We start from the raw sequence: 21364 nt of genomic DNA, 5'->3' as shown, positions 1-21364 counted from the left end.
GAAGGAGGCAGCACGTGGCTGACCAGACCGGTTTCCTGAAGTACGAGCGCGCGCTGCCGCCGCGCCGGCCCGTGGAGGTCCGCCTCCTGGACTGGAAGGACGTCTACAGCCGGCGGCAGAACGGGGAGGACCCGCTCTTCCCTACGGCCGAGGTGCGCACCCAGGCCGCCCGCTGCATGGACTGCGGCATCCCGTTCTGCCACCACGCCTGCCCGGTGGCGAACCTGATCCCGGAGTGGAACGACCTCGCCCGTCGTGACGACTGGCAGGACGCCATCGAGCGGCTGCACGCGACGAACAACTTCCCGGAGTTCACCGGGAAGCTCTGCCCCGCGCCGTGCGAGGGCTCCTGCGTGCTGAACCTGCAGGAGTCGCCGGTCACCATCAAGCAGATCGAGTGGGAGATCATCGACCGGGCGTGGGACGAGGGCTGGGTCAGCCCCCAGACCGCGGCCGAGCGGACCGGCAAGAAGGTGGCCGTCGTGGGCTCCGGCCCGGCCGGACTCGCGGCCGCCCAGCAGCTCACCCGCGCCGGGCACGAGGTCACGGTGTTCGAGCGGGCCGACCGCATCGGCGGCCTGCTCCGCTACGGCATCCCCGAGTTCAAGATGGAGAAGTCCGTCCTGGACCGGCGCCTGGACCAGATGCGTGCTGAGGGCACGCGGTTCGTCACCGGGGTCGAGGTGGGCAGCGGCCGGGACGGCGACCCGACCGTCGAGCAGCTGCGCGCCGACCACGACGCCGTCGTGCTCGCCGTCGGCGCGACCATCGGCCGCGACCTGCCCGCCCCCGGCCGGGAGCTGGCCGGCATCCACCTGGCCATGGAGTACCTGCCCCTCGGCAACCGGCAGGCCCTCGGCGAGCTGGACGACCCGCCGATCAACGCCCGCGGCAAGCACGTGGTGATCATCGGCGGCGGTGACACCGGCGCCGACTGCCTGGGCACCGCCCACCGGCAGGGCGCCGCCTCGGTCACCCAGCTGGAGATCATGCCGGCACCCCCGGACCGGCGGGACGAGGCCAGCAACCCGTGGCCCACCTACCCGATGGTCATGCGCGTCTCGAGCGCGCACGAGGAGGGCGGCGAGCGGCTCTACTCGGTCAACACCGAGAAGTTCCTCGGCGACGGCTCCGGCAACGTGCGCGCCCTGCTGCTGCACGAGGTCGAGCGGGTCGACGGCCGCTTCCAGAAGGTCGAGGGCACCGAGCGCGAGCTCCCGGCCGACCTGGTCTTCCTCGCCATGGGCTTCACCGGTCCCCAGCGGGAGGGCCTGGTCGACGCCCTGGGGGTGGAGGTCGACGGGCGCGGCAACGTGGTCCGCGACGCCGACTTCATGTCCACGGTCCCCGGCGTCTTCGTGGCCGGGGACGTGGGCCGCGGCCAGTCGCTCATCGTGTGGGCCATCGCCGAGGGCCGGGCCGCGGCCGCCGGCGTCGACACCTGGCTGACGGGGGAGTCCATGCTGCCCCGGCCGGTGACCCCCACGGCGGTCGCGCTCCGCTAGGTCACCGCGCTCCTCCGGACCGCACCGCGGCCACGTGCCGTCCCCGGTCCGGAGGAGCGCGTCCCTCCCGCTGCACGGACCCTCCGGGCCCGCTCGGCGTGACCGGGGCGGTAGCCGACACGCCGGTCCCGCCCCGTCACGCAGTTCGTCGTGGCACTAGCGTTATCGCCATGTCCCGCCGCGCGAAGATCGTCTGCACCCTCGGTCCGGCCACCAGTTCCGCCGAGCAGGTCACCGCCCTCGTCGAGTCGGGCATGGACGTCGCCCGGCTCAACTTCAGCCACGGATCGCACGAGGACCACGCCACCGCCTACCACCTGGTGCGGAAGGCCTCCGACAGCACCGGGCACGCCGTCGCCATCCTGGCCGACCTCCAGGGCCCGAAGATCCGGCTGGGCACCTTCGCCGACGGGCCGGTCACCTGGGCCACCGGCAGCCAGGTCTGCATCACCGTCGAGGACGTCCAGGGCACCGCCGAGCGGGTCTCGACCACCTACAAGAACCTGGCCAACGACGTCCGCGTCGGCGACCGGCTCCTGGTCGACGACGGCAACCTGTCGCTGAGCGTCGTCCGGGTGGACGGCCCCGACGTCTTCTGCCTGGTGGTCGAGGGCGGCAAGGTGTCGAACAACAAGGGCCTCTCGCTGCCCGGCGTCGCCGTGAGCGTGCCGGCCCTGTCGGACAAGGACGAGCGGGACCTGCGCTTCGCGCTGCACCTGGGCGTGGACTTCATCGCGCTGTCCTTCGTGCGCTCGCCCGCCGACGTCGCCCTGGTCCGCGACATCATGCGGCAGGAGGACATCCACGTCCCGGTCATCGCCAAGCTGGAGAAGCCGGAGGCGGTGCGCAACCTGGATGCGATCGTCGAGGCCTTCGACGGCATCATGGTGGCCCGCGGCGACCTCGGTGTGGAGTTGGCCCTCGAGCAGGTGCCCCTGGTGCAGAAGCGCGCGATCCAGGCTGCCCGCGAGCGGAACAAGCCGGTCATCGTCGCCACCCAGATGCTCGAGTCGATGATCACCAACTCCCGGCCGACCCGCGCGGAGGCCTCCGACGTGGCCAACGCGGTCCTCGACGGGGCCGACGCGGTCATGCTGTCGGGGGAGACCTCGGTGGGGCAGTACCCCATCGGCGCGGTCCGGACGATGGACCGCATCATCAGCGCCGTCGAGGGCGACCACCTCTGGGTGCCCGACCTCGCCCGCCGCTCTCGCTCCCGCTCCGGCGCCATCGTGCGCGCCGCCCGGGACATCGGGGAGTCCCTCGACGTCAAGGCGCTGGCGACCTTCACCCAGACCGGTGAGACGGCGCGCCGGCTGGCCGCCCTGCACCCGCGTCAACCCCTGCTCGCCTTCACGGTGGACGCCCGCGTCCGGAGCCTGCTCGCGCTCTCCTGGGGCGTGGAGACGTTCCTGGTGCCGGCGGTCGAGCACACCGACGACATGGTGGCGCAGGTCGACTTCTCGCTGCTGTCGATCGGCCGGCTCCAGGTGGGCGACCGCGTGGTCGTGGTCGCCGGGAGCCCACCGAACACCGTCGGGTCGACCAACCTGATCCGGGTGCACGAGGTGGGTACCGACTCGTGACCGGCGGGCCGGAGGGCACCCAGGCGGCGGCGCTGCTGTCGGTGCTCGACCTCACCGAGCGCGACCACGACGTCTTCGTGGGCAAGACGCCCAGCAGCGAGCGGCAGCGGATCTTCGGCGGGCAGGTGGCCGGCCAGGCGCTCGTCGCCGCGGGGCGCACCGTGCCGGCCGGGCGGGGTGTGCACTCGCTGCACTCGTACTTCCTCCGGCCCGGTGACCCGTCGGAGGAGATCCGCTACTCCGTCGACCGGATCCGCGACGGGCGGTCCTTCTCCACGCGCCGGGTGATCGCCTGCCAGCGGCGCAAGGGCGAGGACGTCGCCATCTTCGCGCTGACCGCCGACTTCCACATCGGCGAGCCGGCCGTCGCCGAGCACTCCTTGCCGATGCCCCGCGTGCCCGGCCCGTCGGAGATGGTGGGCACCGACGAGATCGTCGCCCGGCACGGTGATCGAGCCGCCTTCATGGCGGCCATGGGGCGCGTCGTCGAGCAGCGGTTCCTGCACGACCCGTTCGCGGCGCCGCCCAAGTCACCGCCGCACACGCAGTCGTGGACCTGGTTCCGGGTCGCCGGGGAACTGCACGACGACCCGGTGGTGCAGGCGGCCGCGCTGACCTTCGTGAGCGACCTGACGCTGCTCTCGGCCGGGTTCGCCCGCCTCGGCGGTGGCTGGCCGGACTTCATCGGGGCGAGCCTGGACCACGCCGTGTGGTTCCACCGCCCCGTGCGCGCGGACGACTGGCTGCTGTACGAGACCGACAGCCCTGCGGCCTCGTCGGGGCGGGCGCTGTGCTTCGGGCAGATCTGGTCCGCCGACGGCACCCACGTCGCGACCGTGGCCCAGGAGGGGCTGATCCGGTCCCCGGAGAGCTGAGGAGGGACCGCGGCCCCGGGCGGTCGGGCTCAGGCCCGGTCGCCCGCCTCCTGGCCGGCCGGCTCGGCCGTCGGCTGCTCCTGGACCGGCTCGTCGGCGCCGCGCTCGCCGGCCTGCGCCGCCTGGGCCCGCTCGCGCTCGGCCCGTTCGCGTTCGGCCCGTTCGCGTTCGGCCGCACGGGCCGCGGCCTGCTCGGCGGCCTGGGCGGCGAAGTCGGCCGCCAGCCAGTCGTGGCCCTCGACGAGGAGGGCCCACGCCCGCTCGACGTGGGCCCGCGTGGTCGTCGGTGAGCCGATCGCCACCCTCAGGACGGCCTGCCCGCGGACGGTCGTGTGGGTCAGGAAGACCTCGCCGCCGTCGTTGAGCCGGTCGAGCAGCGTCATCGTCGCGACGTCGGCGTCCACCCCGTCCGGCCAGCGCGGCTTCAGGCAGACCAGCGACAGCGGGTGCGGGGCGACGACGTCGAACCGCTCGTCGGCCTTGGCCCACCCGGCGAGCTCCTGGGCCAGGGCCACGTGGCCGCGCACGTGCGCCCGCAGCCCCTCGGCGCCGTACCACCGGACCACGAACCACAGCTTGAGCGCCCGGAACCGCCGGCCGAGCTCGATCTGCCAGTCGCGGTAGTCGACGACGGCGCCGGCGTCGGTCGCGGCGTTGCGCAGGTAGTCGGGGAGGATCGCCAGCGCACCGGTGAGCGCCGCGCGGTCGCCCACCCAGAACAGCGTGGCGTCGAAGCCGGTCAGCAACCACTTGTGGGCGTCGGTGGTGTAGCTGTCCGCCCACTCGATGCCGGCCTGCAGCACGCGCAGTTCGGGGGCGACCGCGCTGACCCCGGCGTACGCGGCGTCGACGTGCAGCCAGACCCCGTACCGCTGGCAGACGGGCCCGATCGCGGCGAGCGGGTCGACCGCCGTGGTGGAGGTGCTGCCCACCGTGGCGCAGACCAGCACGGGCCGGTATCCGCGGGCGACGTCGCGCTCGAGGCGGGCGGCGAGCGCCCCGGGGTTCATGGCGAGGTCGCCGTCGACCTCGACGATCCGGACCGCGTCGGTCCCCAGGCCGGCGATGCGGACGGCCTTCTCCATGGAGGAGTGCGTCTCGCTGGAGACGTACACGGTGGCGCGCTCCGGCTGCACGCCCTGGCGCACTGTCGCGCCGCCGCTCGCCCGGTGCAGCGCGGCGAGCAGGGCCACGAGGTTGGCCCCGGAGCTGGAGTCCTGGACGACGCCGCCGCCGCTGCCGGTGGAGCGGAACGACTCCGGCAGGCCGAGGAGCTCGGCGAACCAGTCCATGACGTGCTGCTCGAGCTCGGTCGCCGCGGGGCTGGTCACCCATGACATGCCTTGCACCCCGAGGCCCGCCGAGACGAGGTCACCCAGCACCGAGGGGCCGGAGGTGTTGGCGGGGAAGTAGCCGAAGAAGCCGGGGTGCTGCCAGTGCGTGACACCCGGCAGGACCACCCGGTCGAGGTCGGCGAGGACCGCGGCGAAGGGCTCGCCGTGCTCGGGTGCCTGCTCCGGCAGGGCCGCCCGGACGTCGCCGGGGGAGACCTGCGAGCGCACCGGGAAGGAGCCGATGCGGGTCCAGTAGTCGGCGATCCAGTCGACCACCTCGTGGCCGTGCTGCCGGAACTGCTCGGGCGTCATGTGCGGCGCGGGGTCGGTCACCAGCCGAGACTATTGCCCGCCACGAGCGGGCCCCGGAGGGGTCCTGCAGGCGGCGTGGAGGAGGGCTCAGCCGTGCAGGGGAACGGCACCTGGCCGCGGTCGCCGATCCGGACGACCGACAGTCCAGCACAGTGCCCCCGGTGCGACTCGAACGCACACTGCGCGGGTTTTGAATCCGCTCCCTCTGCCGATTGGGGTACGGGGGCGTGCCGGGTGCGACCGGCGCCCGAGAAGAGTAGCGGGGCGGTGCCCGGCGGCCGACGCCGATAGGCTGCCGTCCCGTGAGCAGCGAGCCGATCCGGGTTCTGATCGCCGAGGACGAGGCACTGATCCGTCTCGACCTCAAGGAGATGCTCGAGGAGGAGGGGTACCGCGTCGTCGCCGAGGTCGGTGACGGCGAGCAGGCCGTGGAGCGCGCGGAGGAGCTGCGACCGGACCTGGTCATCCTGGACATCCAGATGCCGGTGCTCGACGGCCTCTCCGCCGCGGAGCGGATCGCCTCGGCGCGGATCGCGCCGGTCATCGTGCTCACCGCCTTCAGCCAACGCGAGCTGGTCGAGCGTGCCCGCGACGCCGGCGCGATGGCCTACCTGGTCAAGCCGTTCTCCAAGAACGACCTCGTGCCGGCCATCGAGGTCGCCCGTGGCCGGTTCGCCGAGATGACGGCGCTGGACGGGGAGGTCAAGGACCTCGAGGAGCGGCTGGAGACGCGCAAGGTCGTCGAGCGGGCGAAGGGGCGGCTGATGGCGGACCAGGGCATGACCGAGGCGGAGGCCTTCCGCTGGATCCAGCGCACCGCGATGAACCAGCGGACCAGCATGAAGGCCCTGGCGGAGTCGATCCTGGCGGCCACCACCGCCGGTGAGGGCACCGCCTGACCCCGATCACGCGGCCCGACGCGGCTGCCGCGCGGGAGCGTCACCGGTCGCTCACGCGCCGTGCTGCCAGGTCCCCGGTGCGAATGCCGAGGTCACGACCTCATCACGGTCCCTCCGCAGCGGGGTGCAACCCCCCGGACGACAGCTAGGTTCTGCGCACCGATCGGCGCCCGGTCGGTGGTCGTCGCGTACGCGCCGGCGCCCGGGCGCACTGATGACACTGGGAGTTGCTTGATGCGCACTGGCACTACTGCCCGCAGCATCGCCGTCACCGGGGCTGCCCTGCTGGCGCTCACCGCCTGCGGTGGCGGCGACGAGGGCGGCACGTCGGCCGAGGGCGGCGGAGACGGCGGCGGCGAGAAGCAGGTCAACGTCTACGGCACCGACGGCAACATGGGCAACGCACTCGGGGAGTCGTTCTCGGAGCAGGGCGCCCTCGCCGGCATGCGGGGCACCACGCCGCTCACCGAGCTCGGTTCCGACTTCACCGACCGCCTGCTCGAGGTGGACCCGGGCCTGCAGGACTTCAACTACGCCGGCGAGACCTACGACGCGATCATGATCTCGGCGATCGCCGCGCAGCTGGCCGGCAGCACCGACCCGGCCGTCTTCGCGCCGTACATCAACGGGGTCACCTTCGGCGGCGAGGCCTGCGACACCTTCGCGGCGTGCAAGGAGATCGTCGACGGCGGGGGCAACCCCGACTACGAGGGCGTCTCCGGCCCGCTGGCCTTCGCCGAGCCCGGTGAGCCCTCGGTCGCCAGCTTCGGCATCCTGCAGTTCGGCGAGGACAACGCCATCGCCGCCGACGAGACCGAGTACGTGCTCGCCGGTGACGAGGCCAACGCCGCATCCGACGAGGGGCCCGCGCCGGCCGCTCCCGGCACCACCGCGACCGACCCGCTGATCATCGGCACCCTGCTGCCGCAGACCGGCGACCTGGCCTTCCTCGGCCCGCCGGAGATCGCCGGTGCCGATCTGGCCGTCCAGGAGATCAACGAGACCGGCGGTGTCCTCGGCCAGCCGGTGCAGCTGATCCAGCGCGACTCCGGTGACACCTCGACCGACATCGCGACCCAGTCGGTCGACGCGCTGCTGCAGCAGAACGTCGACGTGATCGTCGGTGCGGCCTCCTCGGCCGTGACGCGGACGGTCATCGACGCCATCACCGGTGCCGGTGTCGTGCAGATCTCGCCGGCCAACACCTCCGACGAGTTCACCACCTACAACGACAACGGGCTGTACTTCCGCACCGCTCCGCCGGACACGCTGCAGGCCCGTGCCCTCGCCGACCTGATCATCGAGGACGGCGCGAACACGGTCGGCATCCTGGCCCGCAACGACTCGTACGGGACCGGCCTGGCGGAGAACACCGTCGAGAACCTGGTCAGCAGCGGGCTCGCGGAGGACAGCATCGAGCTGGTCATCTACGACCCCACGGCGGCGAACTTCGACGCCGAGATCCAGGACATGGTCGAGCTGAACCCCGACGCCGTCGTGGTCATCGGCTTCGACGAGTCCGCCCGGATCATCGAGGGTCTCAACGCCCAGGGCATCGGCCCGGCGCGGAACTGACCCGGCGGGCGGATCGCTGATCCGCTGACGGCCACCAGGGGCCCGGCACCGAACGGTGCCGGGCCCCTGCGCGTCTGCACGGACAGTGGCAGGCAGCGGCACGGCCCGCCACCACCGCACCGTGCGGTCGCCACCTCGGCCGTACGCGCCTGGGACGACCAAGGAGACGACGACGGCGCCGGCACCCGCGGAGGGGTGCCGGCGCCGTCGTCGTGCGGCCGGGGCTCAGTGCGCCTTGGCCAGGGTTCCCAGGTAGAGCTCGATGACCTTGGGGTCGTGCATCAGCGACTCACCGGAGGCGGTGTAGGCGTTGCGGCCCTGGTCGAGGACGTAGCCGCGGTCGCAGATCTGCAGGCAGCGCCGGGCGTTCTGCTCGACCATGATGATCGAGACGCCGGTGGCGTTGATCCGGCGGCACCGGATGAACACCTCGTCCTGGTAGGCGGGGGAGAGGCCGGCCGAGGGCTCGTCGAGCAGCAGCACCGACGGCTCCATCATCAGCGCGCGGCCCATGGCCACCATCTGCCGCTCACCACCGGACAGCGAGCCGGCCTTGATCCGGCGCCGCTCGCCGAGCATGGGGAACAGCTCGGCCACGTAGTCGAAGCGCTCGCGGAACACCTTGGGCCGCAGGTACGCGCCCATCTGCATGTTCTCCTCGATGGTGAGCGAGGGGAACACGTTGTTGTTCTGCGGCACGTAGCCCACGCCGAGCGACACCAGCCGGTGCGCGGGAGCGGAGGTGATGTCCTCCCCGCGGAGCGTGACCGTGCCCGAGCGCACCGGGATGAGCCCGAACAGGGTCTTGAGCAGCGTCGACTTGCCGGCCCCGTTGGGGCCGATGATGCCGACGAGCTCGCCCTCCTGCAGGTAGAAGTCGCACCCGTTGAGGATGTTGACCCCGGGCACGTAGCCGGCGACGAGCTCGTCGGCCCGCACCAGCGCGCCCTCGGCCAGCCGCGTGTGCTCGGGCCGGGTGGCGGCGAGCTCGGCGGCGGAGAGGCCGGCGGTCGCGCCACCGCGGCCGGCGTCGGTGCCCGCCGGGGCGTCCGGCCCCTGGCCGACCGGCCGGTCGAACTCGTACTCGGGGTCGGTGCTGGTGCGGGGGTCCCCGCCCGCGCCCGGATCGATCGTCATCGGTCGCCGCCCTTCCGGTGCGTGGCCTCGGAGGTGAGTGGGTCGCCGCCCCGGCGGTCCTGCCGGGAGATCGTCTCCTCGGCCTCCGCGAGCTGCGCCTCTTCCTCCTCGATGCTGAGGGGGGCGTCGTGGTGGGCGCCGAGGTAGGCGTCGACCACGGCCTGGTTCTGGCTGATCGACTCCGGCGGGCCCTCGGCGATCACGTTGCCCGCGGCCATCACGACGACCCAGTCGCTGATGTCGCGGACGACGTCCATGTCGTGCTCGACGAAGATGACCGTCATCCCCTGCTCGCGCAGGTCCTTGACGTGGCCGAGCAGGCTCTGCGTCAGAGCGGGGTTCACCCCGGCCATCGGCTCGTCGAGCATGACCACCTTCGGGTCGCTCATGAGCGCCCGGGCCATCTCGAGCAGCTTGCGCTGGCCACCGGACAGGGTGCCGGCGAAGTCGTCCTTCTTGGCGTCGAGCTTGAAGCGGCGGAGCAGCTTCAGCGCCTTCTCCGTGTTGGCCTTCTCCTGGCCCCGCCACAACCCGGGGACCAGGGCGGAGAAGAAGCCCTCGCCCTTCTGCCCCTGGGCGCCGAGCAGCATGTTCTGCAGCACGGTGAGCCGGGACAGCGCCTTGGTCAGCTGGAAGGTGCGGACGACGCCGAGGCGGGCCACCTGGTGGGAGGCGAGCTTGCCCAGCGGGCGCCCGTCGAACGACCAGGAACCGCCGTCGGGCTGGTCGAAGCCGGTGAGCAGGTTGAACAGCGTCGTCTTCCCGGCGCCGTTGGGGCCGATCAGGCCGGTGATGCCGCCGCGCTGGATCTCCAGGTGGTCGACCGAGACGGCGGTCAGACCCCCGAAGGTGCGGGTCACCCCGTCGACGACGATGGTCGGGTCGGGCTTGGCGACGCCGACCTCCCAGGGCACGTCGCGCAGCGCCTCGCGGGCCGTGGGACGGCCCCCGGACGCCGAGACCCCGGACGCCGTGGCGCCGGTGGGGATGGGCTCAGCGGGCATCGAGCATCACCTCTCGTCGGTCACCGAAGATGCCCTGCGGCCGGAACACCAGCAGCAGGATCAGCCCGAGACCGATGATGACGAAGCGGATCTGGGCGACGTCGGTCGTCGACAGCAGGCCCTCGGGGATGACGCCGGTCTCGATCAGGCTGCGGAGACCGGAGTCGGCGAACTGGATGATGAAGTACATCAGCATGGCGCCGACGACGGGTCCGAGGACGCGCGCCGCACCGCCCAGGATGAGTGCGGCGTAGGCCAGGAACGTGTTGGCGTTCTGGTACTGGTCGGGGGTGGCCGAGCCGGTGCCGACGGCGTAGACCATGCCGCCCAGGGCGCCGAACACGCCACCGAGGACCAGCGCCTGCATCTTGTAGACGTAGACGTTCTTGCCCAGCGCGCGGACGGCGTCCTCGTCCTCGCGGATGGACTTCACGACACGGCCCCACGGGCTGCGGACGAGGGACCACACGAGGAGGCAGCCGAGGGCGACCAGGGTCCAGCCGACGGTGGCGACCCACAGGTCCGCACCGCTCCAGAAGGTGCCCAGGATGCGGTACCTGCGGCCGGTGTCCCACGGGGCCAGCTCCACGAAGGTGCTGTTGAACCCCGAGATGCCGCGCGACCCGTTGGTGACCGGCGTGGCCGACACGGAGCGGAACAGCAGCCGCAGGCCCTCCGCGCTCGCGATCGTCGCGATGGCGAGGTAGTCCGCCCGCAACCGCAGCGTCGGCAGCCCGAGCAGCAGCGCCAGGGCCACCGCGCCGGCGATGCCGACGGCGACACCGACCCAGAAGTTCAGCCCCCACTGGCTGACCGAGACGGCGATGCCGTAGGCACCGACCATCGCGAAGGCGATCTGACCGAAGTTGAGCAGCCCGGTGTAGCCGAACTGCATGTTGATGCCGAGCGCCAGGAGGGCCAGGAAGACCGCCTGGAAGCCGATGCCCGCCTTGACGGCGATCGCCAGCGCGTCGATGAACTCACCCATTGCTCAACCCACCCGAACCCGGCTGCCGAGGATGCCCTGCGGGCGGACCATGAGGATCACGATCAGGAGCAGGAGCCCGCCGACGTACTTGACGTCGTTGGGGATGACCAGCGTCGACATCTGCACGAAGACGCCGACGACGATGCTGCCGACCAGGGCGCCGTACGCCGTCCCGAGGCCGCCCAGGGTCACGCCGGCGAACATCAGGAGCAGCAGCCGGAAGCCCATGTCCCACTGGACCTCGTCGGAGAGGCCGAGGAGCACGCCGCCCAGCGCCGCCAACGCGCCGCCCATCATCCAGACGACGAGGATCACCCGGTTCACGTCGATGCCGGAGGACGCCGCGAGGTCCCGGTTGTCGGCGACCGCGCGCATCGCCTTGCCGATCGTGGTGCGCTGCAGCATGACCGCGACCAGCAGGAGCACGACCAGCGCGATGATGATCGAGTACAGGTCCTTGTCGGTCATGTTGAACGGCCCGTAGTCGACGGCGCGCTGCCCCCGGTAGTCGGCGTACGCCTCGGAGCTGCCGCCGAAGAAGATCTGGTAGCCGTAGCGCAGCAGCAGCGACAGGCCGATGGAGATGACCAGCGCGGCCACCAGCCCGGTGCCCCGGCGGCGCAGCGGCCGCCACAGGAACCGCTCGTTGGCCGCGCCGATGAGGGCGCCGATGACCATCGCCAGCAACGCCGCCGGGATGAGCGGCACCCCGCCGTCGACGTTGATGAACCAGGCGACGATCGCACCGATGGTGACCAGCTCGCCGTGCGCGAAGTTGGTCAGGCCGGTGGTGCCGAAGATGAGGGACAGGCCCACCGCCGCCATGGCGATCAGCAGGCCGAAGCGGAGGCCGTCGACGAAGAGCTGGACCCAGCGGACGGTCCCGCCGCCGGAGCCCCGGCTGCCGTCGTCCAGGCCGATGATGACGCCCTGGTTGCGCCCGGGGTCGACGGTGACCGTGCGGCTGTTGCCGGAGTTGAACTCGACACCCTCGGGGAGCGCGTCCTCGGGGATGGTGACGGTGTACTCGCCGGGACCGGGCACCTCGATGGAGAAGCGGCCGTTCTCGTCGGTCTCGTCGGTGCCGACCTCGTCGCCGCCGGGCGTGGTGACGACGACCTCGACGCCCTCGATGGGGCCGCTCAGACTGGTGCGGAGGGTGCCCGAGACGCTCTCGCCCTCGGCGTGGGCGATGCCGGGGGTCAGCGTGGCCAGGCCGGCGGTGAACAGCGCGACCAGGAGCAGGCGCAGGACGGTGAGGCCGCTGCGGCTGGCTGCACCGGCCGGCGTCCGAGACCCTGCTCGCGCGGGCCTGCTTCGTCGACCGTGCCGGCGGACACGGTCCGTCGGGTGCGTCACTCGACCTCCTCGGCGGATTCGTTGAGGTCGGAACCTAACGCAGTTGCGCTGTCCTGCCGCCAGAGTGCGCCGAGCTGTGACCTTTCCGCGACACGCCGTGCCGGGCAGGTCGCGCACAGTGGCGCAGCACCGCCACGGCGGGCGCGGGGCGGGTCAGCCCCCGTCGCCGCCGCTGCGGCCCCGCGCGGCGAGGGTCATGCAGGTCAGCCGCGCGGTGGCGGTGCGCCGCCCCTCGTCGTCGGCGACGTCGATGAGGAAGGTGGAGAGCGAGCGGCCCCGGCGCACCGGCGTGCAGACGGCGGTCACCGTGCCGGCGGTCGCGGCGCGCAGGTAGCTCACGTTCAGCTCCACGCCCACGACCTGCTTGCCGGGGCCGGCGCCGAGCGCCGCGGCGACCGAGCCGATGGTCTCCACGAGCGTGCAGGTCGCGCCGCCGTGGAGCAGGCCGAAGGGCTGCTCGTTGCCGGCGACCGGCATCGTGGCGACCAGCCGGTCGGGGTCGTAGTCGGTGATCCGGACGCCGAGCTTGTCGTCGAGAGGGCTGCGCATGCCCTCGGGGAGCCAGGCCGGAGGAGGGGTGCTCACCCCCGCACCGTATCGGCGTCTCCGGCGGGGCTCGGGTGTCGGTGGGTGCCCTTACGATCGGCGGCGATGTCCGCTCCGGTCTCCACCTCCGCACCCGCCGTCCCCTCGAGCCAGGGCACGCGCCCGCGGCTGCTGCTCCTCGACGGCCACTCGCTGGCCTACCGGGCGTTCTTCGCGCTGCCGGTGGAGAACTTCTCGACCACGACGGGCCAGCCGACGAACGCCGTCTACGGCTTCACCTCGATGCTGATCAACATCCTGCGCGACGAGCAGCCCACGCACCTCGCCGTCGCCTTCGACGTCGGCCGCAAGACCTTCCGCAGCGAGATCTACGCGGAGTACAAGGCCAACCGCGCCGAGAGCCCGACCGACTTCCGCGGGCAGGTGAGCCTGGTGCAGGAGGTCCTCGGCGCGCTCCGCGTCCCGGTCATCACCGCCGAGGGCTACGAGGCCGACGACGTCATCGCCACGCTCACCGTGCAGGCCGTCGACCAGGGCATGGACGTGCTGATCGCCACCGGCGACCGCGACGCCCTGCAGCTGGTGAACGAGCACGTCACCGTCCTCTACCCGCGCAAGGGCGTCTCGGACATGACGCGCTTCACGCCGGAGGAGGTCGAGAGCAAGTACGGCCTGTCGCCGGCGCAGTACCCCGACTTCGCGGCGCTGCGGGGCGACCCGAGCGACAACCTGCCCAGCATCCCGAGCGTCGGGGAGAAGACCGCCGCCAAGTGGGTGCGTGAGTACGGATCGCTGGACGCCCTGGTCGACCAGGTCGACACGGTGAAGGGGAAGGTCGGGGAGAAGCTGCGCGAGCACCTCTCCTCGGTGCTGCAGAACCGGCGGCTCACCGAGCTCGATCGGCACGTCCCCCTGGAGGTGGGGCCGGTCGACCTGGCCGTCCAGCCGTGGGACCGCAACGAGGTGCACACCCTCTTCGACAACCTGCAGTTCCGCGTGCTGCGCGACCGGCTGTTCGCCACCCTCTCCAGCGCCGAGCCCGAGGTCGAGGGGGGCTTCGAGGTCACCGTCGACCAGGTCGCCCCCGGGGAGCTCGGTGCCTGGTTGGGCGCGCACGCCCGCACCGGCCGCACCGGCGTGATCTTCCGGGGGAGCTGGGGCCGCGGGACCGGCGAGCTCACCGGCCTCGCGCTGGCCGCGGCCGACGACCACACCACCTTCGTCGACCTCGGCCCGGCGCTCGACGTCGCGGACGAGCAGGCGCTGGCCACCTGGCTGGCCGACGCGGACCGGCCGAAGGTGGTGCACGAGGTCAAGGGGCCGCTGCTGGCCATCTGGGCGCGCGGGTGGGAGCTCGCCGGCGTCGTCAGCGACACCGCGCTGGCCGCCTACCTCGCGCTGCCGGGGCAGCGCTCCTTCGACCTCGGCGACCTGGCGGTGCGCTACCTCCGCCGCGAGCTCAAGGACGCCGCCGAGCCCGAGGAGCAGCTGACCCTCGACGGCCTGGGACCGAGCGAGGACGACGTCGCCGCCGAGGCCGCGAGGGCCGACGTCCTCAAGGCGGTGGCGGTCAACGACCTCTCCGACGCCCTCGAGCAGGTGCTCGGCCAGCGCGGTGGCGGGCACCTGCTCGGCGAGATCGAGCTGCCCCTGACGTTCGTGCTGGGCCGGATGGAGCACCGCGGCATCGCCGCCGACCTCGACTTCCTGCACGAGCTGCAGCGCGAGTTCGCCGAGGGTGTCGCCGCGGCGGCGGCCGAGTGCTACGCCGTCATCGGCCGCGAGGTGAACCTGGGCTCGCCCAAGCAGCTGCAGACCGTCCTCTTCGACGAGCTCGGTCTGCCCAAGACGAAGAAGAACAAGACCGGGTACACCACGGACGCCGAGGCGCTGACCAACCTGCTCGCGCAGACCGGGCACCCGTTCCTCGAGCACCTGATGCGCCACCGCGACGTGACCCGTCTGCGGACGGTCATCGACGGGCTGATCCCGATGGTCGACGACGCCGGGCGCATCCACACCACCTTCCAGCAGACGATCGCGGCGACCGGGCGGCTCTCCTCCACCGACCCGAACCTGCAGAACATCCCCATCCGCACCGCCGAGGGCCGGCGGATCCGCCAGGCGTTCGTCGTCGGACAGGGGTACGAGTCGCTCATGACCGCGGACTACAGCCAGATCGAGATGCGGATCATGGCGCACCTCTCCGGCGACGAGGGCCTCATCGAGGCGTTCACCTCGGGGGAGGACCTGCACTCCTTCGTCGCCTCCCGGGCCTTCGACATCCCGATCGAGGAGGTCGACCCGGAGATGCGGCGCCGGATCAAGGCGATGAGCTACGGGCTGGCCTACGGGCTCTCCGCCTACGGGCTCTCCCAGCAGCTGCGCATCTCCACCGAGGAGGCGCGGGCGCAGATGCACGCCTACTTCGAGCGCTTCGGCGGGATTCGCGACTACCTCGACGGGGTCGTCGACGAAGCGCGGCAGACCGGGTTCACCGAGACCACCCTCGGCCGCCGCCGCTACCTGCCCGACCTGACCAGCGACAACGGCCAGCGCCGGCAGATGGCCGAGCGCATGGCCCTCAACGCCCCCATCCAGGGCTCGGCCGCCGACGTCATCAAGGTCGCGATGCTCAACGTGGAAAAGGCGATCGCGGCCGAGGGGCTCGCCTCGCGGATGCTGCTGCAGGTCCACGACGAGCTGGTGCTCGAGGTGGCGCCGGGGGAGAAGGAGGCCCTGGAGACGCTGGTCCGCCGCGAGATGGCGGGCGCCGCGCAGCTGTCGGTGCCGCTCGAGGTCTCGGTCGGCGTCGGGGCCAGCTGGGACGCCGCCGCCCACTGACGGCGGGCGCCCCCGCTGGGGTGCCGCGTTACAGACTCTTGTCGATCGCCCTCGGGGGCGCCGCGTGAGGTGTCGGGGACGGCGCCCCCGCCCACACCGGGAGCATGGCATCCCCACCACCGTCCGGTCCGACCCCTCCCGCGGTCCCCGACTGGCTGGCCCGGTCGTCGGCCGTCGGCGGCCGGCTGCTCGTCCTCGCGGTCCTGCTCTGGCTCGTCGCCGGATTCGCGGTCAAGGTGACGCTGCCGCTGGTGGCCGTCCTGGTCGCGGTGCTCGTCGCCGGGGTCCTGGCGCCCCTCGTGGAGTGGGGGCACGGCCGCGGGGCGCCTCGCTGGCTGGCCGCGGGCGGAGCCGTGCTCCTGCTGGTCACCGTCCTCGGCGGCGCCCTGCTGGCCCTCGGCGCGCGGATCGCCGACCAGTTGCCGCGCCTGCGGGAGCAGTTCCGGCAGGTCTCCGCCGACCTGTCGCAGCGCTTCGGCGTCGAGCTGCCGGGCATCGCCTCGTCCGGCGGCGGCTCCGGCGGCGGGACCAGCGCCGGGGACCTGCTGGGCCCGGCGCGGACGGTGGTGGAGGTCGTGGTCGCCGCGTTCCTCGTCGTGGCGCTCGCCTACCTCTTCCTGCACGGCGGGCCGGGGATCTGGCGCTGGTTGCTGGGGAAGTTCGGCGGCCGGGTGCGCGAGGACGTCGACGCGGCCGGGCGGGCGGCGTGGACGACCGTCGGCGGATACGTCCGCGGCCTCACCATCGTGGCGGTGTTCGACGCCGTGGGCATCGGCGTCGGCCTGCTGCTGCTCGGCGTGCCGCTGGCGCTGACCCTCGCGGCGCTGCAGTTCCTGGCGTCCTACATCCCGACGATCGGTGCGTTCGTGGCCGGGCTCGTCGCGGTGGTGGTCGCCTACGCCTCGGGTGGCCTGGTTACGGCCGCCCTGGTGCTGGGCCTGGTCGTGGTCGTGCAGCAGCTCGGCAACTCGTTCGTGGAGCCGTACGTCATGCGCAACCGGCTGCCCCTCAACGCCGCGACGGTGCTGCTCGCGGTCACCGTGGGTGGCGTGCTGTGGGGCATCGCCGGGGCGCTGCTGTTCGTGCCGCTCGCGGCCGCCATCTCCGCCGCCGCGCACGAGCTCTGGGTCCGGCACGGGTCCCGGCCTCTCGCCGGCGGCTCGACCTCGACCTGAGGATCAGGGTCGAGCGGCGACCAGGATGAGGGTGCCGGGGACGAGTGCGCCACGCTCAGGTGACCACTGACCCCAGTTCTCGGTGCGTCCGGGCGTCCACTCCGGCTCGACCAGGTCCTCCAGCACGAGGCCGGCGCCGACCACCGCCCGCACCCAGTCGCCGACGGTGCGGTGGTGCTCGACGTACACCGCCCGGCCGGCGTCGTCGGTCTCCACGTAGGGGGTGCGGTCGAAGTAGGAGGAGGTGATGCGCAGGTCCGCGGGGTCGGGGGAGTCGGGGAACGGCCAGCGCATCGGGTGGTTGACCGACGCCACGAACCGCCCGCCGCGGCGCAGCACGCGCGCCACCTCCCGCAGCGCCGTGCCCACGTCGGCCACGAAGGGCAGCCCGCCGAAGGCCGAGCAGACGGCGTCCAGCGTGGCGTCGGCCAGCGGAAGCGCCCCCGCGTCGGCCTGCAGCAGCGGGACGGCGATCCCCGTCGTGCGGTTGAGCTGGGCGGCCCGGGCGAGCATCCCGCCGGAGAGGTCCATCGCCACGACGTCGGCCCCCGCGGCGCGCAGCCAGCGCGCGCAGGGCGCCGAGCCGCAGCCGATCTCCAGCACCCGCCGGCCGGTGACGTCCCCGAGCAGGTGTGCGTCCGCCTCGCGCAACCCCTCCGGGCACCACAGGAAGTCGACGTCACCGAGGTCCGTGCCGTGCTCGGCCAGGTAGGCCGGTGCCGCGGCGTCCCACCAGCGGCGGTTGGCCCGCGCCGACTCCTGGGCACCCGCCGCGCGGCGGGCCACCCCGCCGGCGGCGGGGTAGCCGTCGCTGCCGAGCGGGAGGTCCGGACCGGGAGGGGGAAGGTTCATGACACGCCGATCGTGACACGCCGCCGGCCGGGCAGACCGGTCGCACCCAGGTGGACCGGACGGTCCGGACGTCCGTACCATGGAGAGGCGCCAGAGGTCTGTCGTGCCCTTCCCCCAACCGGGAATGCCCGCGCCGGTTCTCCCCGCTGTACCTCCCCGCGGCCCGACGGTCGCGGGTCGTCCTGTCCCTACGCATAAACCGTCCGGAGCAACCAACCACATGACCTCCACTCAGGTCCGTCCTTCCAGCACCCCCCAGGTCGCCATCAACGACATCGGCAGCGCCGAGGACTTCCTCGCGGCGATCGACCAGACGATCAAGTACTTCAACGATGGCGACATCGTCGAGGGCGTCATCGTCAAGGTGGACCGGGACGAGGTGCTGCTGGACATCGGCTACAAGACCGAGGGCGTCATCCCCTCGCGCGAGCTGTCCATCAAGCACGACGTCGATCCCAACGAGGTCGTCAGCGTCGGCGACGAGGTGGAAGCCCTCGTCCTCCAGAAGGAGGACAAGGAAGGGCGGCTGATCCTCTCCAAGAAGCGTGCGCAGTACGAGCGCGCCTGGGGCACGATCGAGGCCAAGAAGGAAGCCGACGAGGTCGTCACCGGCACCGTCATCGAGGTCGTCAAGGGTGGCCTCATCCTCGACATCGGCCTGCGCGGGTTCCTCCCGGCGTCGCTGGTCGAGATGCGCCGCGTCCGCGACCTGCAGCCCTACGTGGGCCGCGAGCTCGAGGCCAAGATCATCGAGCTCGACAAGAACCGCAACAACGTCGTGCTCTCGCGTCGCCAGTGGCTGGAGCAGACCCAGTCCGAGGTGCGCAGCGAGTTCCTGAACAAGCTCGCCAAGGGCCAGGTCCGCAGCGGCGTCGTCTCCTCGATCGTCAACTTCGGTGCCTTCGTGGACCTGGGCGGCGTCGACGGCCTGGTGCACGTCTCCGAGCTGTCCTGGAAGCACATCGACCACCCCTCCGAGGTCGTCGAGGTGGGCCAGGAGGTCACGGTCGAGGTCCTCGACGTCGACCTGGACCGCGAGCGGGTCTCCCTGTCGCTGAAGGCGACGCAGGAGGACCCGTGGCGTCAGTTCGCCCGCACGCACCAGATCGGTCAGGTCGTGCCGGGCAAGGTCACCAAGCTCGTCCCCTTCGGTGCGTTCGTGCGCGTCGACGAGGGCATCGAGGGCCTGGTGCACATCTCCGAGCTGGCCGAGCGCCACGTGGAGATCCCCGAGCAGGTCGTGCAGGTCGGCGACGAGATCCTGGTCAAGGTCATCGACATCGACCTGGACCGCCGCCGGATCTCGCTGTCGCTCAAGCAGGCCAACGAGGGCGTCGTCGGCGACGAGGAGACCTTCGACCCGGCCGCCTACGGCATGGCCGCCTCCTACGACGAGCAGGGCAACTACATCTACCCCGAGGGCTTCGACGCCGAGACCGGCGAGTGGCTCGAGGGCTACGAGGAGGCCCGCGAGACGTGGGAGCGGCAGTACGCCGAGGCCCAGGCCCGCTTCGAGGCGCACCGCAAGCAGATCGCTGCGGCCAAGGAGGCCGACGCCGAGGCGGCGGCCGGCGGCAGCTACTCCAGCGCCGACGCGACGCCGGATGCCCCGAGCACCGGTGGCACGCTCGCCAGCGACGAGGCGCTCGCCGCGCTCCGCGCCAAGCTGGCCGGCGGGGAGTGACCTGAGGGTCTGACCCGCGGAGCACCGCACGTCGGAGGCCCAGGACCGTTCACCGGTCCTGGGCCTCCGTCGTCCCCGGAGGGTGCTGCGCGGTGTGGCGGGGCCCCGGGCACGACGAAGGCCCGTGGACGACGTCCACGGGCCTCGTGCGCAGGGTGCCGGTCCTTCCCCGCCTGCCGCGTCCTTCGCAGCGCGCGGACGGGGCGGGCTCCTACAGGCTCAGGATGATGGCGAACGCCGTGCGCGGGCGGCCGCCGGAGCCGGCGAGGAAGGTCCAGGTGTGCCGGCCGGTGGTCGGCGTCGAGAACATCCAGCGCAGCAGCGAACTGCGGTGGGCGACGGTCGGGCGCTGGAACTCCATGCGCTCGCGGACGGCGGGGATGTCGGCGCAGCGCACGCCCGTGGCGGAGCCGAGCCGGTGCCGGCCGGCGGCGCGGGACGACGGGGACGCAACGGGCGTGTGACGGGACATGTTCTCGGTCTGCCTCTCTCGGCGGGGAAGATCGCCGGTGCAGACGTTAACGGTGGTGCGCGTGTGACTGGCGCGACGCGCCGGGCACGTCGGTTGCGTGTTACCTCTCCGTGATCTCCAGTCGGTCGGCCGCTACTGTCCGTGCGTGCTGCGGATCGGACTGACCGGCGGGATCGGCTCGGGCAAGAGCACCGTCTCCGGCCTGCTGGTCGAACGCGGAGCCGTGCTGGTGGACGCCGACCGGATCGCCCGCGAGGTGCTCGAGCGCGGTACGCCCGGGCTCGCCGCCGTCGTCGAGGAGTTCGGTGCGGGGATCCTGTCCGCCGACGGCTCCCTGGACCGCGCCGCCCTGGCTGCGATCGTCTTCTCCGACGAGGCTGCGCGGCGGAGGCTCGACGCGCTCGTCCACCCGCTGGTTCGAAAGCGCTCGGCGGAGCTCGTCGCCGCGGCCCCGGAGGACGCCGTGCTGGTCAACGACGTGCCGCTGCTCGTGGAGACCGGGCAGGCGGCCGGCTACGACCTCGTCGTCGTCGTGGAGGCCGATCGGGAGACGCGCGTGGCCCGGCTGGTCGGGCGGGGCCTCACGGAGGCCGACGCGCGCGCCCGGATCGCCGCCCAGGCCACCGACGAGCAGCGGCGGGCGGTCGCGGACGTCGTCCTGGACAACAGCGGGACGCTCGAGCAGCTGACCGAGCAGGTCGACCGTTTCTGGGTGGAGCGCGTGGAGCCGGCCCGTGGCTGAGACGGGCTCGCTCGCCCGTGGCCGGCGTGCGGCGCGGTAGGAGGTCGCTCCTGCGCGGCGGTCCTCGCGGTGGTCGGCCGAACAGGTGCTGCGCGACCGCGTGTGAGCCCCTGGAACGCGGAAACCCCAGGCGCCTGTCCGGCGTCCTGGGGTCCGTGTGGTGGGCGATACTGGGTTCGAACCAGTGACCTCTTCCGTGTCAAGGAAGCGCGCTACCACTGCGCCAATCGCCCGATCCGGTCAGCTGACCGGCTCCCTCCTCCGCGCTCGTGCCCCGCGAGGAAGCGACGAGGTGGAGACGGGATTTGAACCCGTGTAGACGGCTTTGCAGGCCGTTGCCTCGCCTCTCGGCCACTCCACCGCACGCGGGCACCAGTCTCTCGACCGGTGCCCGAGGTTCCGAGCGGACGACGGGATTCGAACCCGCGACCCTCACCTTGGCAAGGTGATGCTCTACCAGCTGAGCCACGTCCGC

17 protein-coding genes and 4 tRNA genes are annotated in these 21364 nt (G+C 72.4%); 9 read left to right on the top strand and 12 right to left on the bottom strand.

All coding sequences use genetic code 11. The features are described from left to right. The first annotated feature begins 14 nt into the window (after window positions 1-14). The 3 genes from ACI79W_RS12190 (at window position 15) to ACI79W_RS12180 (ending at window position 3966) form a co-directional block, all read left to right on the top strand. Complete coding sequence (locus ACI79W_RS12190; RefSeq protein ID WP_456562343.1) at window positions 15-1505, top strand: glutamate synthase subunit beta; 1491 nt, start codon at window positions 15-17, stop codon at window positions 1503-1505. Window positions 1506-1675: 170 nt separating this feature from the next. Then, window positions 1676-3091, top strand: a complete 1416-nt coding sequence (pyk, locus tag ACI79W_RS12185) for a pyruvate kinase (RefSeq protein WP_456562342.1) — start codon at window positions 1676-1678, stop codon at window positions 3089-3091. Beyond that, a complete protein-coding gene (locus ACI79W_RS12180) occupies window positions 3088-3966 on the top strand; it encodes an acyl-CoA thioesterase (RefSeq protein WP_456562341.1) in 879 nt (292 codons plus the stop codon). Before pyk ends, ACI79W_RS12180 begins: the two co-directional genes overlap by 4 nt. 29 nt (window positions 3967-3995) lie before the next feature. On the opposite strand, the gene ACI79W_RS12175 is transcribed toward ACI79W_RS12180, so the two are convergent. Both ACI79W_RS12175 and ACI79W_RS12170 read right to left on the bottom strand, forming a co-directional pair. After that, on the bottom strand, window positions 3996-5633 hold the full coding sequence (locus tag ACI79W_RS12175) for an aminotransferase class V-fold PLP-dependent enzyme (protein WP_456562340.1): 1638 nt from the start codon (window positions 5631-5633) through the stop codon (window positions 3996-3998). 132 nt (window positions 5634-5765) lie between these two features. Next, window positions 5766-5839: transfer RNA gene (locus ACI79W_RS12170), tRNA-Leu, on the bottom strand. Window positions 5840-5914: 75 nt separating this feature from the next. Here ACI79W_RS12170 and ACI79W_RS12165 point away from each other — a divergent pair. Continuing rightward, complete coding sequence (locus ACI79W_RS12165) at window positions 5915-6511, top strand: ANTAR domain-containing response regulator (protein ID WP_456562339.1); 597 nt, start codon at window positions 5915-5917, stop codon at window positions 6509-6511. 234 nt (window positions 6512-6745) lie between these two features. After that, on the top strand, window positions 6746-8086 hold the full coding sequence (locus ACI79W_RS12160) for an ABC transporter substrate-binding protein (protein ID WP_456562338.1): 1341 nt from the start codon (window positions 6746-6748) through the stop codon (window positions 8084-8086). Window positions 8087-8311: 225 nt separating this feature from the next. Here ACI79W_RS12160 and ACI79W_RS12155 read toward each other — a convergent pair whose 3' ends face one another. From ACI79W_RS12155 to ACI79W_RS12135, 5 genes are all read right to left on the bottom strand, one after another. Further along, window positions 8312-9223 carry an ABC transporter ATP-binding protein gene (locus tag ACI79W_RS12155; RefSeq protein WP_456562337.1) on the bottom strand — a complete coding sequence of 304 codons (912 nt, stop codon included), beginning with the start codon at window positions 9221-9223 and terminating at the stop codon, window positions 8312-8314. Next, window positions 9220-10227, bottom strand: a complete 1008-nt coding sequence (locus tag ACI79W_RS12150) for an ABC transporter ATP-binding protein (protein WP_456562336.1) — start codon at window positions 10225-10227, stop codon at window positions 9220-9222. Before ACI79W_RS12150 ends, ACI79W_RS12155 begins: the two co-directional genes overlap by 4 nt. Further along, a complete protein-coding gene (locus ACI79W_RS12145) occupies window positions 10217-11215 on the bottom strand; it encodes a branched-chain amino acid ABC transporter permease (RefSeq protein ID WP_456562335.1) in 999 nt (332 codons plus the stop codon). Before ACI79W_RS12145 ends, ACI79W_RS12150 begins: the two co-directional genes overlap by 11 nt. Window positions 11216-11218: 3 nt before the next feature. Continuing rightward, window positions 11219-12574 carry a branched-chain amino acid ABC transporter permease gene (locus tag ACI79W_RS12140; RefSeq protein ID WP_456562334.1) on the bottom strand — a complete coding sequence of 452 codons (1356 nt, stop codon included), beginning with the start codon at window positions 12572-12574 and terminating at the stop codon, window positions 11219-11221. Window positions 12575-12727: 153 nt separating this feature from the next. After that, entirely contained in the window at window positions 12728-13159 is a 432-nt protein-coding gene (locus ACI79W_RS12135; protein ID WP_456562333.1) for a PaaI family thioesterase, read from the bottom strand. Window positions 13160-13225: 66 nt separating this feature from the next. On the opposite strand from ACI79W_RS12135, the gene polA reads away from it, so the two are divergent. Together polA and ACI79W_RS12125 are read left to right on the top strand one after the other, a co-directional pair. After that, window positions 13226-15964, top strand: coding sequence for a DNA polymerase I (polA, locus tag ACI79W_RS12130; RefSeq protein WP_456562332.1), 2739 nt, complete (start codon window positions 13226-13228; stop codon window positions 15962-15964). Window positions 15965-16068: 104 nt separating this feature from the next. After that, the gene (locus ACI79W_RS12125) at window positions 16069-17139 is read left to right on the top strand and encodes an AI-2E family transporter (RefSeq protein ID WP_456562331.1); all 1071 of its coding nucleotides are present in this window, start codon (window positions 16069-16071) and stop codon (window positions 17137-17139) included. Between the two features lie 3 nt (window positions 17140-17142). Here the strand turns inward: ACI79W_RS12125 and ACI79W_RS12120 are convergent, their stop codons facing one another. Next, window positions 17143-17991 carry a class I SAM-dependent methyltransferase gene (locus tag ACI79W_RS12120; protein ID WP_456562330.1) on the bottom strand — a complete coding sequence of 283 codons (849 nt, stop codon included), beginning with the start codon at window positions 17989-17991 and terminating at the stop codon, window positions 17143-17145. Window positions 17992-18211: 220 nt separating this feature from the next. Here ACI79W_RS12120 and rpsA point away from each other — a divergent pair, with 220 nt between their 5' ends. Continuing rightward, window positions 18212-19675: a 30S ribosomal protein S1 gene (gene rpsA / locus ACI79W_RS12115; RefSeq protein ID WP_456562329.1), complete on the top strand. Its 1464-nt coding sequence runs from the start codon at window positions 18212-18214 to the stop codon at window positions 19673-19675. Between the two features lie 211 nt (window positions 19676-19886). Here the strand turns inward: rpsA and ACI79W_RS12110 are convergent, their stop codons facing one another. Further along, window positions 19887-20147, bottom strand: a complete 261-nt coding sequence (locus tag ACI79W_RS12110; protein WP_456562328.1) for a hypothetical protein — start codon at window positions 20145-20147, stop codon at window positions 19887-19889. 145 nt (window positions 20148-20292) lie between these two features. Between ACI79W_RS12110 and coaE the strand changes: the two genes are divergently transcribed. Beyond that, window positions 20293-20889, top strand: coding sequence for a dephospho-CoA kinase (coaE, locus tag ACI79W_RS12105; protein ID WP_456562327.1), 597 nt, complete (start codon window positions 20293-20295; stop codon window positions 20887-20889). A gap of 158 nt (window positions 20890-21047) precedes the next feature. On the opposite strand, the gene ACI79W_RS12100 is transcribed toward coaE, so the two are convergent. From ACI79W_RS12100 to ACI79W_RS12090, 3 genes are all read right to left on the bottom strand, one after another. Further along, window positions 21048-21122, bottom strand: a tRNA-Val gene (locus ACI79W_RS12100). 57 nt (window positions 21123-21179) lie between these two features. After that, window positions 21180-21250 (bottom strand) — tRNA-Cys (locus ACI79W_RS12095). A 41-nt stretch (window positions 21251-21291) separates the two neighbouring features. Next, window positions 21292-21364 (bottom strand) — tRNA-Gly (locus tag ACI79W_RS12090).

Source organism: Blastococcus sp. SYSU DS0533 (genome assembly GCF_054050775.1).
This window is presented reverse-complemented; position numbering and strand designations above follow the sequence as displayed.

Excerpts from the sequence above, each read along its gene's own strand:
- polA (WP_456562332.1), top strand. The coding sequence starts at position 13,226 with ATGTCCGCTCCGGTCTCCACCTCCGCACCCGCCGTCCCCTCGAGCCAG.
- rpsA (WP_456562329.1), top strand. The coding sequence starts at position 18,212 with ATGACCTCCACTCAGGTCCGTCCTTCCAGCACCCCCCAGGTCGCCATC.
- ACI79W_RS12120 (WP_456562330.1), bottom strand. The coding sequence starts at position 17,991 with ATGAACCTTCCCCCTCCCGGTCCGGACCTCCCGCTCGGCAGCGACGGC.
- ACI79W_RS12125 (WP_456562331.1), top strand. The coding sequence starts at position 16,069 with ATGGCATCCCCACCACCGTCCGGTCCGACCCCTCCCGCGGTCCCCGAC.
- ACI79W_RS12150 (WP_456562336.1), bottom strand. The coding sequence starts at position 10,227 with ATGCCCGCTGAGCCCATCCCCACCGGCGCCACGGCGTCCGGGGTCTCG.
- ACI79W_RS12110 (WP_456562328.1), bottom strand. The coding sequence starts at position 20,147 with ATGTCCCGTCACACGCCCGTTGCGTCCCCGTCGTCCCGCGCCGCCGGC.
- pyk (WP_456562342.1), top strand. The coding sequence starts at position 1,676 with ATGTCCCGCCGCGCGAAGATCGTCTGCACCCTCGGTCCGGCCACCAGT.
- ACI79W_RS12155 (WP_456562337.1), bottom strand. The coding sequence starts at position 9,223 with ATGACGATCGATCCGGGCGCGGGCGGGGACCCCCGCACCAGCACCGAC.
- ACI79W_RS12145 (WP_456562335.1), bottom strand. The coding sequence starts at position 11,215 with ATGGGTGAGTTCATCGACGCGCTGGCGATCGCCGTCAAGGCGGGCATC.
- ACI79W_RS12160 (WP_456562338.1), top strand. The coding sequence starts at position 6,746 with ATGCGCACTGGCACTACTGCCCGCAGCATCGCCGTCACCGGGGCTGCC.